Consider the following 15,882-nt stretch of genomic DNA (forward strand, 5'->3'; position numbering starts at 1 on the left):
AAAACGGAGGATATTGTTATGAACAGAGAAGAGATGACTCTCTTAGGGTTTGAAATTGTTGCTTATGCTGGAGATGCTCGCTCTAAACTTTTAGAAGCGCTTAAAGCGGCTGAAAATGGTGATTTCGCTAAGGCAGATAGTCTTGTAGTAGAAGCAGGAAGCTGTATTGCAGAGGCTCACAATTCTCAGACAGCTATGTTGGCTCGAGAAGCTTCTGGGGAGGAACTTCCATACAGCGTTACCATGATGCATGGTCAGGACCACTTAATGACTACTGTCTTATTAAAAGATGTGATTCATCACCTCATCGAACTTTATAAAAGAGGAGCAAAATAATGCATAAACTCATTGAACTTATTGAGAAAGGGAAACCGTTCTTTGAGAAAATCTCTCGAAACATCTATCTTCGTGCTATTCGTGATGGATTTATCGCTGGTATGCCAGTCATCCTTTTCTCATCTATCTTTATCCTTATTGCCTATGTCCCAAATGCTTGGGGATTCCACTGGTCAAAAGACATTGAGACCTTCTTGATGACTCCTTATAGCTATTCGATGGGTATCCTAGCATTCTTTGTTGGTGGTACTACCGCTAAAGCTTTGACGGACTCAATGAACCGTGACCTACCTGCGACCAATCAGATTAACTTCTTATCTACGATGCTAGCGTCTATGGTAGGGTTCCTTTTGATGGCAGCTGAGCCTGCAAAAGAAGGAGGCTTCTTGACAGCCTTCATGGGAACAAAAGGTCTTTTGACAGCATTTATTGCAGCCTTTGTGACAGTTAATGTTTACAAGGTCTGTGTGAAAAATAATGTTACTATTCGTATGCCTGAAGAGGTTCCACCAAATATCTCTCAAGTATTTAAAGACTTGATTCCATTCACTGTATCGGTTGTTCTCCTTTATGGACTTGAACTCATTGTTAAGGGAACTCTTGGTGTAACCGTTGCAGAATCAATCGGTACCCTTCTTGCTCCTCTCTTCTCAGCTGCAGATGGTTACCTTGGAATTACACTTATCTTTGGTGCTTATGCCTTCTTCTGGTTTGTTGGTATCCACGGTCCTTCAATTGTCGAACCAGCAATCGCTGCTATCACTTATGCCAATATCGATACCAACTTGCATCTTATCCAAGCTGGACAACATGCAGATAAAGTTATCACTTCTGGTACTCAAATGTTTATTGTTACCATGGGTGGAACAGGAGCCACATTGATTGTTCCATTCTTGTTCATGTGGATTTGTAAATCAGAACGTAACCGTGCCATCGGACGTGCCTCAGTTGTTCCAACATTCTTTGGGGTTAATGAGCCAATCTTATTTGGTGCACCAATCGTATTGAATCCGATTTTCTTTGTACCGTTCATTTTCGCTCCGATTGTCAACGTTTGGATCTTTAAATTCTTTGTTGACACATTGAACATGAACTCATTCTCTGCCAACCTTCCATGGGTTACTCCTGGTCCGTTGGGAATTGTACTCGGTACTAACTTCCAAGTTCTATCATTTATCTTAGCCGTACTCTTGGTAGTTGTTGATACTATCATTTATTACCCATTTGTTAAGGTATACGATGAACAAATTCTTGAAGAAGAACGTTCTGGTAAAACAAACGATGCTCTTAAAGAAAAAGTAGCTGTAAACTTCAATACTGCTAAAGCAGATGCCGTTCTTGGAAAAGCAGGCGTTGCTAAAGAAGATGTAGCAGCAAACAATAATATAACAAAAGAAACTAATGTCCTTGTTCTTTGTGCAGGTGGAGGTACAAGTGGCTTGCTTGCCAATGCCTTGAACAAAGCAGCAGTAGAATACAATGTTCCAGTCAAAGCGGCAGCGGGTAGTTACGGTGCTCACCGTGAAATGTTGCCAGAGTTTGACTTGGTTATCTTGGCTCCACAGGTCTCTTCAAACTTCGATGATATGAAGGCTGAAACAGATAAATTGGGCATTAAACTTGCAAAAACTGAAGGAGCTCAATATATCAAATTGACACGTGATGGACAAGGTGCTCTTGCATTTGTTCAACAACAGTTTGATTAATAAATTTGTAAAAGTTATTTGAGACGAGATTATTCTTTCAGTTCCTTATAATATTGTTAACCATATCATTGCATTTCATTTCATTTCCTTGGTTTCCGGAACTCAGAATATCGTCTCAAATGCTTTTTTTGAAAGGATTTATAGTTATGACTAAAACACTTCCTAAAGATTTTATTTTTGGTGGTGCTACAGCTGCTTATCAAGCAGAAGGTGCGACTCACACGGATGGTAAAGGCCCAGTTGCATGGGATAAGTATCTTGAAGATAATTATTGGTACACAGCAGAGCCTGCAAGTGATTTTTACCATAAATATCCTGTTGATTTAGAATTAGCTGAAAAATATGGCGTTAATGGTATTCGTATTTCAATTGCCTGGTCTCGTATTTTCCCAACTGGCTATGGCGAAGTAAATGAAAAAGGTGTTGAATTCTACCATAATCTTTTTGCCGAGTGCCACAAACGTCATGTTGAGCCATTCGTGACTTTGCACCACTTTGACACACCAGAAGTTCTTCACTCAGATGGAGATTTCTTAAACCGCGAAAATATAGAACACTTTGTAGATTATGCCGCTTTCTGTTTTGAAGAGTTCCCAGAAGTAAACTACTGGACAACTTTCAATGAAATTGGCCCAATTGGAGATGGTCAATACTTGGTTGGTAAATTCCCTCCAGGCATTCAATATGATCTTGCCAAAGTCTTCCAATCACACCACAATATGATGGTTTCTCATGCACGTGCTGTGAAATTGTATAAAGATAAAGGTTATAAAGGCGAAATTGGTGTAGTACATGCGTTGCCAACCAAATACCCTTATGATCCAGAAAATCCAGCAGATGTTCGTGCCGCTGAGTTAGAAGATATCATCCATAACAAATTTATCTTGGATGCAACCTACCTTGGACACTATTCAGATAAAACGATGGAAGGGGTCAACCACATCCTAGCTGAAAATGGTGGAGAACTTGATCTTCGTGATGAAGACTTCCAAGCACTTGAAGCAGCTAAAGATTTGAACGATTTCCTTGGTATCAACTACTACATGAGTGATTGGATGCAAACCTTTGATGGTGAGACTGAAATCATTCACAATGGTAAGGGTGAAAAAGGAAGTTCTAAGTACCAGATTAAAGGTGTTGGTCGCCGAATCGCACCAGATTATGTGCCTAGAACGGATTGGGACTGGATTATTTATCCTGAAGGCTTGTATGACCAAATCATGCGAGTGAAAAATGATTATCCAAACTACAAGAAGATTTACATCACTGAAAACGGTCTTGGATACAAAGATGAGTTTGTAGATAATACCGTTTATGATGATGGTCGTATTGATTACGTGAAGAAACACTTGGAAGTTTTATCAGACGCAATTGCGGATGGTGCAAATGTTAAAGGTTACTTCATCTGGTCACTTATGGATGTCTTCTCATGGTCAAACGGATACGAAAAACGTTATGGACTATTCTATGTAGACTTTGACACGCAAGAACGCTATCCTAAGAAATCAGCTCATTGGTATAAGAAAGTAGCAGAAACTCAAGTGATAGAGTAATATTACTTGAAAATGTAAAAAATTGTTATCCGATACTTTAGAAAAAGTACAACACTTATTTAGACCAGGATTTGAAAAGGTATATATTGTTAGTTTCGAAGATTGTCCTATGATTCCTGAGCTTGAAGCTACCCCGTTGCTAAAATGTGGTAAATGGTATGTTTCAACTGGAAAAGAGTGGATTTGCCATTCTGATTTAGAGTTATCAGCATTTGAATGGGAATTTTTACAATCACTCGATGTAGAAATACGTGAGACTATTCACTTCGAGGTAAATTATTTGCCTTTCCAATAATAAAAAGAAAGGAATTAGTTGTGACTATCGAATTAAAAAACGAGTATCTTACTGTTCAGTTTAAAACACTTGGTGGTCAACTGACTTCGATTAAAGACAAGGATGGGATAGAGTATCTCTGGCAAGCTGATCCAAATTATTGGAATGGACAGGCGCCTATTCTATTTCCTATCTGTGGTAGTTTACGAAATGATTGGGCTATTTATAGACCTCAAGAAAGACCCTTTTTTACAGGTCTTATTCGTAGACATGGTTTTGTTCGAAAAGAAGAATTTATTCTGGAAGAAGTCAATGATAATAGCGTGACCTTTAGTATTAAACCAAATGCTGAGATGCTTGATAATTACCTATATCAGTTTGAACTGAGAGTTGTTTATACCTTGAATGGTAAATCAATTAGAACCGAATTTCAGGTAACGAACTTGGAAATGGAAAAAACAATGCCTTACTTTATTGGAGCCCATCCAGCATTCAATTGTCCTTTAGTAGAAGGTGAAAACTATGAGGATTATTATATTGAATTTAGTGAGGTTGAGTCTTGCTCGATACCAAAGAGTTTTCCTGAGACAGGATTATTAGATTTGCAAGATCGGACACCTTTTTTGGAAAATCAAAAGATTCTCGATTTGGACTACTCACTTTTTTCCCATGATGCCATTACACTTGACCAGCTCAAGTCTCGTAGCGTAACGCTTCGGTCAAGGAAGTCTGGTAAAGGTCTTCGAGTATATTTTGATGATTTTCCGAACTTGATTCTGTGGTCTACAACTAATAAAAGTCCATTCATTGCTTTGGAACCTTGGAGTGGTCTCTCCACTTCACTTGAAGAAGGTAATTTCTTAGAAGATAAAAGACAGGTAACGAAAATTTCACCTCAAGAAACTTCTAGAAAAATCTATGATATTACTATCCTTAATTAAAATTTGTTATTATTTGAGTCTTCAATAAGATTTGAATACTCTTACCTTGTGATGATAGATTGGTCTTCTCCGTGCCAGTCTTACATCGCAAGGTTTTTAAGTTTTTTGTGGGTCTATGTCAACTGTAGTGGGTGACGAAAAGCTAATATCTAAAGACAGTCTGGTAGTAAAAAAATAAGATTATTTACTACTTCTTGATTTAAAATAATAGTGGAGCCATTAATTTGTGGCAAATTTAATTTAATATTTTGCCTCAAATTAGCCACACTTTTTATAGAACTAAGAGGAAAAATGAAGTTTTCTTCCTATTAATATAGTTGTTTGAAATCTTAAATATAGCGTTTTACGATGTAATGGGAAGTATGGTGAATAAATCAACTATGTTCGTATGACAGAAGCACTTATTAGCCGTTTAAGCGATCAAGGCTATAATTTAGTGATTGAAGGAACAGGACGAACAACAGACGTTCCTATCCAAACAGCCACAATGCTTCAATCTAAAGGTTATGAAACAAAAATGTACGTCACGGCAGTACCGAAAATTGAATCATATTGGAATGGCAACAGTTTTTTTGACAAATTTTATAAGGTGCAGAACTTCTTTCCGTATGCTATTCCGATTGTCCTTGACAATGAGCCTCCTCGGATGTGACGATCTTCGGCAGAAGCTAACAGTTAAAGTTAGACTGCCTCGCTAGCGTTAGCACATCCGAGCTCATTATCAAGGATTCGCTGCGCCAATCTCTGGTTACGGTAACCAACCGGTGTCTCGTAGCCAAGTGTACCGTGCAACCGAAGGTGGTTCCACCAATTGACATAGTCAAATAACTCCAAATCCAATTGTTGTAAGGTTTCAAATGTGTATTGATAGACAAATTCTACTTTCAGCGACTTATAAGTTGATTCAGCTACGGCATTATCAAAAGGACAGCCTTTATGACTCAATGATCGATTGATGTCAAAAGTTGTTAATAATTCATCAATAGCTTGGTTATCAAACTCTTTTCCACGATCAGTATGAAAAATCTCAACCTCTGTCAGAGGTTGTTTGATACGGCTAAATGCTTTTTTTACTAGAACGGCATCTTTTAACTGATGAAGGATTTTGGTGAAACCTCAGGAGATTATTTATCGTAAGTTAATAAAAATAATAGAGTCAATAATCGTAAAAGAAATACGATTATTGACTCTATTTCTTTGTTTTGTGGGAGATGGATTGATCTGAAATCAGATTGTCTTTAGAAAGTTCATTACCTTGCAAAAAGAATATCACAATCAGGACGATGCGTCGTTTGGACCGGAATAAGTTTTCACTCTAACATACAAACAAAATACTTGCTCTGGAGTCTACTTCAGGGTTTAGACTAGGTTCTGTAATCAAGCAGTAATCACAAAAGTGCTGAAGTAGGAAGTCTCTCACTTTACATGAAAGGCGTCTGTAAAATTTCGATTTTAGCTCTTGAATGAATGCTGCTAATGATAATTTTTGGAGGGGTATAAAATGACAAAAAATGTACTAATTATGGCGGCGAACGGTCAGATTTCACAAATTATTGAGCAACGGATTTTAACAGAAGCACAATTTTCCGATGTTCACTTGACTTTATTCTTGCGTAAAAAGTCTCGCTTAAATCAACTTGTTAATAATGAGCGAGTGACATTGATTGAAGGCAGTCTCGACAGCATGGCAGATATCCAAGCAGCTGTAGCCGGTCAAGATATCGTGTTTGTGGGTGTGGTGGATCAAACAGCGGATAATCATCAAACGCAATATGTTGTGGACGCCATGAAAGCAGCCGGAGTCGAGCGCTTGATTTATACAAATGTCTTGGGAATCTATAATGAAGTGCCCGGTGAATACGGTCGGTGGAATCAAGAAACCATTGGAAGTGGCTTGCCATCCGCGTTACGCTCCGATGAAATTATGGCAACTTCCGGCTTAACTTATACCACATTGCGCCTGCCATGGCTGAATGATCGGGATATCAAGTATGACATTACCCATAAGGATGAACCCTATCTAGGTGTTTCTGGTTCCCGGGAAAGTATTGCGGATGTGGTTTTACGAATTGTCGCGGATCCTAGTTTCTTGGCAAATGATAGTGTGGGGATTGCCGATCCGGATACGCAAGGCGAAGATCGACCAGTTTATTAAGTCCAGTTAACGTTAGAGAGGAGCGGTGATTCTTATGTCTAAGAAGTCATTGATTATTTATTTTTCATTATCAGGGAAGACGCAACAAGCTGCAATGCAACTACAGCAAAAAACGGCTGCAGACTTGTATCAATTACAACCCGTAGAACCTTATTCAACCAACTATGATGATATCGTTACTCGAGGGGAAAAAGAAAAGGATCAGGAGATTATGCCGGCGATTTCCGGTGAGTTGCCTGACTTCACCCAATACGATCGCATTTACGTGGGGTATCCAAATTGGTGGGATCGGCCGCCGATGATTATTCACACCCTCTTTGCCCAACCAGATTTCACTGGTAAACAGGTGATTCCCTTTGCGACGAGTGCCTCTAGCCCTTTATCTGCTACCATGGCAGAAATGAAGAAACTAATCGAATCTGCTGGAGGAAGCTTTGTTGAAAATGAATATTAAGGAGCAATCAATACGATAATGGGTTGCAAGTGACAGTAATACTGAGGCGGAAAATAGCATCATCTGATAGATTTTCATAGACGCTAAAAAAGAGCCGTAATCGTAAGCGAAAAATACGATTATGGCTCTTTTTGTTTATTAGGGAATCCTAGTCCATCTGGCTGACGATGACTAAGGACTTAATTGCCTCCCGCTTATCCATTGCCTCATAAGCCGCTTGGATATCATCCAAATTAAATTGCTTATTAAAGACTTTCCCCGGTTCAATCTCGCCTTTTAAGACGACATCGAGGAGGATTTCTTTATCATAGGTAGTAACTGAAGCAACGCCACCTCTTAGTCCAATGTTTTGTCAGAAAAGGGCACTGGTATTCATTTCATTTTTTTGTGGCACGCCTACACGACCAATTACCGCTCCGGTACGACATATCTTTGCGGCAGTATCCATGGACATTTCCGTGCCTACACATTCCAACACGGCATCTGCACCATCGTTATGAGTAAGTTCCATTACTTTAGCAATCCCTTTATCTCCACGCTCAGCAATAATATCTGTAGCACCGAACTCCCGGGCTAATTTTTGCCGCTCTTCGTATTTACTCATGGCGATGATCCGCGTTGCTCCAAGCAATTTAGCTCCGATAATCCCGCAAAGACCAACGGCACCGTCGCCAATGACAACTACGGTGGACCCCTCTACCACTTCAGCTGATTTTGCAGCATGGAAGCCTGTGGCCATGACATCGGCTAAAGCCAAAAAGGAATTCAATATAGTTTCAGAATAATCGGCAGGTTTTCCAGGGATTTTAATTAGTGCCCATTGTGCATTGATAAAGCGCAGGTATTCGCCTTGATAACCACCATTTGCACCAGCTTCTCGATTTGTACAATTGCCATCAAAACCAGCTTTACAGGCAGCACATTCCCCACAGCCGTGAGTGAATGGGACGATGACAAAATCACCAGGTTTGACTGCAGTTACTGCGGCACCGACTTCTTCGACAATCCCGATGGCTTCATGACCAGTCGTGCTGTTGGGTTCTCTTTTGGAGATGCCGCGAAACCACCATAAGTCAGATCCGCACACGCAAGCTCGGACAATCTTGATGATGGCATCCGTGTCTTTTTCGACAACTGGTTTTGCTGTTTCTTTTATTGCCATTGTCCCGGGTTCAATAAATGTTGCGACTTTCATAAGAACACTCCCTATATTGTTTTTAGAAATACATTGCGAAAATCTCTTCTTTTATTGTACTCCATGGAGTTCACTTTAAGGCAAGGCTAATAAGCTGGAATCTAGCAGAAAACTATTTCGAAAATGGAGATCGATGTGTGAGATTCCATGGATAGATTTTTTTATTTTGACTATAGTCAAAGATTGAGGTTAACAAGAAACGGGATTTATCAGGAAAATATAAGAGAATACGGGCTTATGATCGTTCTTCCATCTTTCTCCAGCAAAAAGCTTGCCCTAGAGTCCGCTCTAGGGTTTATCATGTTTGTAAGAGATTGAGGAGGTCATGATATGAATATCAAAAAAGCCGCAGAGATGTTTGATTTAAGTGTGGATACGTTACGCTACTATGAACGGGTTGGGGTGATTCCCCCAGTTCATCGTAACAAAAGTGGTTATCGTGAGTATTCCACTAATGATCTAAACTGGATTTATCTAGCCAAAAACTTGCGGAATGCCGGTTTATCGGTGGAGTCTCTCATTGAGTTTGCCAATTTAGCTCAATTGCGAGGAAAACAAGATGTGGAAGAATCTCAAAAACAGATTTTGTTTGATCAATTAGAAGAACTGGATCAAAAGATTACGGAAATGCAAGAAGTCAGAGAGTTACTTCTTTATAAGTATCAAGTAACCGTTCGGGATTTAAAAGAAGCTGTCAACAATGTAGAAGATAAGTTTTTGACGGTAGATGAGTTGAGGACGTTCTTGAACTATGGCATTGTCCATGAAGAATTACCTATGTCAGTTCTCTTTCATGTTCTATTCTATACAGGCTGTCGCGTTAGTGAGGCACTTGCTTTGCAACCAGAAGATATTGATTTTCAAAGAAATGAAATTCTCTTTTATAAACAGACAGCGGTTAAAGGAAAGAGTAAAGAGTTTCGTATTGAAACTACTAAGACAGTTAGTTCTGCTAGACGAGTGCCGGTAACACCATTGGCGATGGAAAAACTAAAGCAATTGATTCGTGCTTTAGCTGAGATGAGAGGGCATCATCGCTTTATTGTGGATGGGACTTATTTATTTGTTTATCTAGATGCTAGTAAACGTGGGGTGCCTTATCGCAGGGAATATGTAAATGATCACGTTAAGCGGTGCGTGGAGCGGTCAGGGATTGGAAAGTCATTCCATACTCACTTAGCTCGCCACACAATGGCTAGTCTAGTAGCCGAGTATTGTAGTTGGGATGTCTTGAAGGATCGATTAGGTCATACGGACAAAACGACTTCAAAAATCTACCGTCATTTGACTAATAATGAAAAGGTAAAACCATTACTTGCATTTCGTTCTTTGGAAGACTAAAACACGGTGAAAACACTGGTATTATAGGATTCCTAAAAGACCAATTTTTAATAAAGTAGTCAAAGTGTAGTCAAAGGGAATAAAAATCGTTATATAGTAATGCTTTAGCGACTTTTCACAAGTATCAAAGAAATCAGAAGATAAGAAAGCAAAATTCTGTCTATCAAATTTCGAATGTGAGAAGTCCTTGTCTATCAAGGGCTTTTTTTTTACTCTCTTTTAGTATAAATTTTTTTTATTCCAGATTTCCTCAAGGTTTCCGCTTTTGACTACATACGCAGTCAAAAAGGTAAAAAACAATCTGGAATGATCTGACAACATTTTCAAAGAAATACAAAGTGAGAAAAAATTTGAGTTTTTTTCCTCCTACATTTTTATTGAATTTTTTAGTTGAAGTTCAAAATTCTCTATTTCTAAATTGTTAGAAATTCGCGTAAAGGGCTCATTAGAAAATATTTCGACATAAAACTAAAAGTATTTCAAGACTGCTAACTAAACTTTTTTTGAATTTTATTTTTACAGTATAAGTTTTCCATTTGAAAAAATTTTATTGAATTAAAATCTTCTAAAGATGATTTGATTGTATGATAATCTGTTCTTTTCAAATCCTCTTGACTTAATGTTCAGGTTAAGGAATATGCTATTAGTCAAGTAGGCGATGAAATTTGTCTGTTTTTGATGGATTAGTAGTCAGGCGCAAAATAGATTCCTTTAAATAGAAATGTATTACCAGTGTGGGGCAGATATGGACTTTGAGCGATCACCTATAAACATCCTATTTCAGAATAAATAGTTATGTGTCTTACATCAAGCAAAGCATCATTTTTGCTGGCTTAAAAATCTCAGTAACTATCGTGAAAAGTGAATACTGCGACAATTAATAAAAAAGGGCATCAATGCAGACGAAGTGGCCGAACCAAACTTTTTTGCTAATACTACCGCAGTGGCTGCATTAACAGTGAATAATGCGAAATATACTGATTTTATTCGTGAAAAGACAAAATTAATCGTTTCAAAAGGCAGTATGATCGTAAGAAATGGTAGAGGTTTTATATGTTTGAATTTTGCAACACCTAAGAATCCGCTTTTGGATGGGTTAATCCGATTGGAGATTGCTATTAATTCGTATGAAGATTCCCTAAGTTGATAAGAAAAAGATGATGAAGGAGCGAAGCTATGAAGAAGGTAATACTATTAGTATCAAGTATTTTGTGTCTTGTAATGCTAGGTAGTTGTGGTAGTGAAATCTCAAAAATAGGAGGGGAAAATGAAGACATGAAAATTGGAACAGCAAAAAGGACAAAAAGAGAGAGAGGAAAAGAAGATAAATATTTAGTCGCGTATTTTTCTTGTACAAACAATACGAAAACTGTTGCTAATCGCTTAGCTGAAACGTTATCAGCTGATATTCATGAGATTCAACCAGAAGAGAATTATACGGCAACCGATTTAGAGTACAATGATCCAAAGTCACGATCTAGTATTGAGCAGAATGACCCAAATTCACGGCCAAAATTATCTAGTCAATTGAATGATGTCTCGCAATATAATGTCATTTTCTTAGCATATCCAATCTGGTGGGGGAGTGCCCCAAAAGTGATTTATACTTTTTTGGAGAGTTATGATTTTACAGGGAAAACCATCGTTCCTCTATGTACGTCGGGAGGTAGTGGAATCGGTTCAAGTGGCGAGGAGCTTGAGAGCATTACAAATGATCAGACGAATTGGTTATCTGGAAAACGTTTTGATAAAAATGTTTCAACTAAAGAACTTAAAACATGGTTCTCAAAGCTAAATATACCTAAGAAGACAAGTCAAGTTACGGATATTAGTAACTTTAATCTAGAGCATGGCAAAAATGGAAATGCTTCATCTATCACTTTAAATAGCGGCTACAAAATGCCAGTAGCTGGAATTGGAACTTACAGCTTAGAAAACGAAGAATGTGAAGATGCAATTTTGTCTGCATTGGAGAGTGGTGTTCGTCTGATTGATACAGCTTATATGTATCGTAATGAGGAAGCCGTTGGTAATGCAATTCGTAAATCAGGTATTCCGCGTGAAGAAATTTTTGTCATCACTAAAATTTATCCTAGTCAATTTGATAAAGCGAATCAAGCAATCGATGAAGCAATGGGGAAATTAAACATTGGCTACGTTGATTTGATGCTTTTACATCATCCAGGAGAGGGTGACGTTAAAGCATATAAAGCAATGGAAAAAGCTGTAAAGGACAAGAAAATTCGTTCAATAGGATTATCTAATTGGTATGTAGAAGAATTGGAAGAATTTTTGCCTCAAGTTGAAACAACTCCCGCCTTAGTTCAAAATGAAATCCATCCATATTATCAAGAGAAAGAACGCTCACCAGTAAAATGTTGTTGTTCAATGATCTTTTTCATATTCATTCCTCACTTTATTTTTTATAATAAACTTTTTTGATACAAAAACTGCGAATAAAACAGTGGTGATGAATGAGAAAATAATTTCTCTGACCATTTTTGCCGCTTTCTTCTCCAATAGTTGTATCACTGTATGGTCACTCTAGCACTTAAGGTCAAGGTTAAGTCAATAGAAAAAAATGAATCTCTTTAAAAAATCAATGTATATTCTATTGAGCCTTATAGGTTGACTTAATCTAAAGGTTAAGTCTTAGAATGAATAGCAGAAGAAGAAATCAACTGTTGAAAGCAGAAGAAAAAGGAGAAAAAAGATGTATTTAATCAATGTTTCTATCAAGGAAAAACCTTCGGATCCATCAGCAGCAGAACATTTGAAGGAACACCAAAACTGGTTTGGAAAATATTTTGATGAAGGAAAATTTTTGATGGTTGGACCATCAAAAACATATGAACTATCGGGAGTTATTCTTGCACAAGTTAAAAATCGTGAAGAATTAGATCAAATTCTTTCAGAAGATGTTTACTTTCCCAACGATGCTACTTATGAGGTAAACGAATATGTGCCATCTAGAATATCTAAAAACATTACTATGTTTGAAGGTAAATAGGAGGAAAAGAAATGACAACAATACAAGATAAATTGAAACTACCTCAAATTGCTTTAGGTGCATGGGCTTGGGGGGATACAAAAAATGGTTATTTTGGAAATGAGTATACAGTTGAAGATTTTCGTCCTGTTTTTCAGAAAGCAATGGCTGAAGGACTAAATTTATGGGATACCGCAGCTGTTTATGGGATGGGGGCTTCTGAACAGATTTTAGGAGAACTTACAAAAGATATTCTTCGGAAAGATTGGATTCTTTCAACTAAATTTACACCACAAATTGCGGATGAAACATCTGAGGCTGTTACACATATGTTTGCTGAAAGTATGGAGCGCTTAGGGACAGATTATGCAGATATTTATTGGATTCATAATCCAGCAGATGTAAAGCGTTGGACGCCGCAAATCACTCCTTTAGCAAAGGCTGGTAAAATTAAATTCATTGGCGTCTCTAACCATAATCTAGATGAGATTAAAATGGCGAAAGAAATTTTAGAAAATGAAGGGTTGAAATTATCGGCCATCCAAAATCACTTTAGTCTTTTAAATCGTTCATCTGAGGAAGCGGGAATAATTGATTACTGCAAGGAAAACGATATTGCATTCTTTTCTTACATGGTTTTAGAACAAGGCGCACTATCAGGAAAATATGACAGAGATCATTTATTTCCAGAAGGTAGCGAAAGAGCAAAGTCATATAATCCTTTTATGACGTCATTAACTCCATTGATAAGTGAGATGAAAAAAATTGCTGCAGAACATCAGGCAACTGTCGCACAAATCGCTACTGCTTGGGCAATAGGAAAAGGGACTATTCCAATTATTGGAGTTACTAAAGTGGATCAAGTAGTGGACGCTGCTTTTGCGACAACCATTTCCTTACAGATTGAAGAAATCAATAAACTAGAAAAATTAGCTTCAGAAACACGAGTGAGTACCATTCGTGAATGGGAAAAAGATATGAATGAATAAATAAGTAGGCAATAATAGGAGGAATAATCAATGAGTAAAATTATGATTCTCGGTGCAAATGGTGCGATGGCACGATTAGTTACAGAAAAGCTATTAAATGAAACGGATCATCAATTGGTTTTATTTTTAAGAAATGCAGATCGTCTAAGTCAATATAAAAATAATAATCGCGTACAATTAGTTGACGGAGATATCTATGACACGCCAATATTACTTGAAGCCATGAAAAATGTTGATATTGTTTATTCAAATCTAGGTGGTGTTGATTTAGACGAACAATAATGCGCTTGTAAAATTGGCAAAGGATACCTTTGGCAAAATCGATGTGATTTTCTTAAATGCAGGCTTAATGCCGAACTCACCATTATCAGAGCTAAAGACAGATGAGTGGAATCGTATGGTCGATGTCAATTTGAAAGGTGTTTTAAATGGAATTGCTTCAGTGCTTCCAACTTTTAAAGAACAAAAATCAGGTCATGTTATTACCACATCATCAGTCGCGGGTCTAAAAGCTTATCCGGGCGGAGCAGTTTATGGCGCTACAAAGTGGGCAGTACGTGATTTAATGGAAGTATTGCGCATGGAGTCTGCTCAAGAAGGTTCGAATATTCGGACGGCAACAATTTATCCTGCAGCAATTCAAACAGAGTTATTGGATACCATTACGGATACCGAAACTGAAAAAGGAATGTCTGCAACGTATGAAAAATATCAGATTGGGCCAGAAAGTATTGCAAGTATCGTTGCATTCGCCATTGATCAACCAGAAGATACGAATGTTAATGAGTTTACTGTTGGACCAACTAAACAGCCTTGGTAATAAATTCAAATTATTTTTCATAAAGTTATGATTATGAATCCGCAAGATTGTTTAAGTCCAACAGTCTTAGCGGATTTTTTTGTTATCCCCAAAAATATTGATTTCAGAAATGTATTACAAGTCCTTCAAGATGGAACAGTCAATTCTTTCAATGGTGGACGCGATGATCTCAAAAAAGATAATGATTCTTCTGTAAAGTTCGTCGTGCGAAATTGTACTACTTGCGCGCTTTACACGGGAAAGCTGCTCGTATAGAACCCTTATTCTATAAGGGTTCTTTTTTTACTTTGTTAGTCCCTATTATTAATCCTTTACTTAGCTAAATAAAAGACATTTTTAAATACACAAAAGAATACGAGTATAAAAAGTTAGTGGTAACAAACTTTTTATACTCGTATTTCAAATAAGTCTAAATTCGTTTATCAATTAATCCAACCAAAAAGCCGTCGGAAATTTTATCTTTACGTGATTCATGGACTAACATGAATTTATTGGTGACTTTAACTAATGGGTTGTCCACCTCTTCTGTTAGTGGAGTGTTGGTGCCTTTGATTAGGGCGATGGCCTGTTTATAACCCGTTTTGTTTGTTTCAATTGGACTGTAGTGCAAGGTTGTGCCAAATAGCTCAATTGCAGTTCCTTTTTCTAATAAAAAACTTTCCATTAATTGGGCGTCGTAAGTATTGTTGACAATGTCATAACGATGCCCAACAACTAATAGCGCATCGGTTACAGCGACGATGACTTCACTGCCTTGATGAAATTCAATTGCGGTAATGGCGTGGTTGTGACCGGCTCCAGAACCAAATTGAATCGATAGGCCAGCAAAAATATTTTTTCTAACCCAATCAAATTCTGGCAATGCTTCAATAGCTGGTACTGATGCGATATATTGATTACCAGATTCTGGTACACCAATCATGTTCTTTTCTTCCATTGCTTGAATCATGTTGCTGAAATCATGTTCTGTGATAACGCGGCCATAAGATTTGAAAGATGAATCTTTTACTGTTTTCATTTCGTAACCCCTTTCTTTTTTCATTTTTATTTTACTACTTTTTGTTTGTATTTGCATTATTTTGTTTTTTTTGGTTTGAATATAGTGTGTGAAGTGTTTGTTTAATTGCTG

The 15,882-nt window shown here is 37.6% G+C and carries 13 protein-coding genes and 6 pseudogenes; 16 read left to right on the plus strand and 3 right to left on the minus strand.

From position 1 onward, the window contains the following. The first annotated feature begins 18 nt into the window (after window positions 1-18). The 6 genes and pseudogenes from P3T75_RS04640 to P3T75_RS13560 all read left to right on the plus strand — a co-directional run. Window positions 19-336 (plus strand): PTS lactose/cellobiose transporter subunit IIA, encoded by a 318-nt coding sequence (locus tag P3T75_RS04640; protein WP_002290550.1) that lies wholly within the window; start codon window positions 19-21, stop codon window positions 334-336. Continuing rightward, window positions 336-2,042: a lactose-specific PTS transporter subunit EIIC gene (locus tag P3T75_RS04645; protein WP_010740265.1), complete on the plus strand. Its 1,707-nt coding sequence runs from the start codon at window positions 336-338 to the stop codon at window positions 2,040-2,042. The genes P3T75_RS04640 and P3T75_RS04645 overlap by 1 nt, the downstream gene beginning before the upstream one ends. 146 nt (window positions 2,043-2,188) lie before the next feature. Further along, the gene (gene lacG / locus P3T75_RS04650; RefSeq protein ID WP_010740264.1) at window positions 2,189-3,595 is read left to right on the plus strand and encodes a 6-phospho-beta-galactosidase; all 1,407 of its coding nucleotides are present in this window, start codon (window positions 2,189-2,191) and stop codon (window positions 3,593-3,595) included. 22 nt (window positions 3,596-3,617) lie between these two features. After that, the gene (locus P3T75_RS04655; RefSeq protein WP_002305107.1) at window positions 3,618-3,890 is read left to right on the plus strand and encodes a DUF3884 family protein; all 273 of its coding nucleotides are present in this window, start codon (window positions 3,618-3,620) and stop codon (window positions 3,888-3,890) included. Window positions 3,891-3,910: 20 nt separating this feature from the next. Then, window positions 3,911-4,810, plus strand: a complete 900-nt coding sequence (locus P3T75_RS04660; RefSeq protein WP_010740263.1) for an aldose 1-epimerase family protein — start codon at window positions 3,911-3,913, stop codon at window positions 4,808-4,810. A 385-nt stretch (window positions 4,811-5,195) separates the two neighbouring features. Continuing rightward, window positions 5,196-5,462, plus strand: a pseudogene (locus P3T75_RS13560) (zeta toxin family protein); the annotation flags it as partial. 29 nt (window positions 5,463-5,491) lie between these two features. Here P3T75_RS13560 and P3T75_RS04670 read toward each other — a convergent pair. Further along, window positions 5,492-5,899 (minus strand): annotated as a pseudogene (locus P3T75_RS04670) (transposase); the annotation flags it as partial. Window positions 5,900-6,311: 412 nt separating this feature from the next. Between P3T75_RS04670 and P3T75_RS04675 the strand changes: the two are divergent. Beyond that, entirely contained in the window at window positions 6,312-6,965 is a 654-nt protein-coding gene (locus P3T75_RS04675; protein WP_010740261.1) for an NAD(P)H-binding protein, read from the plus strand. 34 nt (window positions 6,966-6,999) lie between these two features. Beyond that, the gene (locus tag P3T75_RS04680; RefSeq protein WP_010740260.1) at window positions 7,000-7,419 is read left to right on the plus strand and encodes a flavodoxin; all 420 of its coding nucleotides are present in this window, start codon (window positions 7,000-7,002) and stop codon (window positions 7,417-7,419) included. Window positions 7,420-7,567: 148 nt separating this feature from the next. On the opposite strand, the pseudogene P3T75_RS04685 reads toward P3T75_RS04680, so the two are convergent. After that, window positions 7,568-8,614 (minus strand): annotated as a pseudogene (locus P3T75_RS04685) (zinc-dependent alcohol dehydrogenase family protein). Window positions 8,615-9,001: 387 nt separating this feature from the next. On the opposite strand from P3T75_RS04685, the pseudogene P3T75_RS04695 reads away from it, so the two are divergent. The 8 genes and pseudogenes from P3T75_RS04695 to P3T75_RS04730 form a co-directional block, all read left to right on the plus strand. Then, a pseudogene (locus P3T75_RS04695) lies at window positions 9,002-9,955 on the plus strand (tyrosine-type recombinase/integrase); the annotation flags it as partial. A 943-nt stretch (window positions 9,956-10,898) separates the two neighbouring features. Beyond that, complete coding sequence (locus P3T75_RS04700) at window positions 10,899-11,102, plus strand: plastocyanin (protein ID WP_282462335.1); 204 nt, start codon at window positions 10,899-10,901, stop codon at window positions 11,100-11,102. Window positions 11,103-11,131: 29 nt separating this feature from the next. Next, on the plus strand, window positions 11,132-12,397 hold the full coding sequence (locus P3T75_RS04705; protein ID WP_282462336.1) for a flavodoxin: 1,266 nt from the start codon (window positions 11,132-11,134) through the stop codon (window positions 12,395-12,397). Window positions 12,398-12,668: 271 nt separating this feature from the next. Continuing rightward, window positions 12,669-12,965 carry a YciI family protein gene (locus P3T75_RS04710; RefSeq protein ID WP_282462337.1) on the plus strand — a complete coding sequence of 99 codons (297 nt, stop codon included), beginning with the start codon at window positions 12,669-12,671 and terminating at the stop codon, window positions 12,963-12,965. 11 nt (window positions 12,966-12,976) lie between these two features. Beyond that, window positions 12,977-13,933: an aldo/keto reductase gene (locus P3T75_RS04715; protein ID WP_282462338.1), complete on the plus strand. Its 957-nt coding sequence runs from the start codon at window positions 12,977-12,979 to the stop codon at window positions 13,931-13,933. Between the two features lie 30 nt (window positions 13,934-13,963). Beyond that, on the plus strand, window positions 13,964-14,215 hold the full coding sequence (locus P3T75_RS04720) for an NAD(P)H-binding protein (RefSeq protein WP_407649832.1): 252 nt from the start codon (window positions 13,964-13,966) through the stop codon (window positions 14,213-14,215). A 4-nt stretch (window positions 14,216-14,219) separates the two neighbouring features. Beyond that, window positions 14,220-14,753 (plus strand): annotated as a pseudogene (locus P3T75_RS04725) (SDR family oxidoreductase); the annotation flags it as partial. A gap of 194 nt (window positions 14,754-14,947) precedes the next feature. After that, window positions 14,948-15,076: pseudogene (locus P3T75_RS04730) on the plus strand (50S ribosomal protein L19); the annotation flags it as partial. 86 nt (window positions 15,077-15,162) lie between these two features. Here the strand turns inward: P3T75_RS04730 and P3T75_RS04735 are convergent. Beyond that, the gene (locus P3T75_RS04735; protein ID WP_282462339.1) at window positions 15,163-15,771 is read right to left on the minus strand and encodes a DUF4867 family protein; all 609 of its coding nucleotides are present in this window, start codon (window positions 15,769-15,771) and stop codon (window positions 15,163-15,165) included. Window positions 15,772-15,882: the final 111 nt, after the last annotated feature.

Source organism: Enterococcus montenegrensis (assembly GCF_029983095.1).
Lineage (GTDB): Bacteria > Bacillota > Bacilli > Lactobacillales > Enterococcaceae > Enterococcus_C > Enterococcus_C montenegrensis.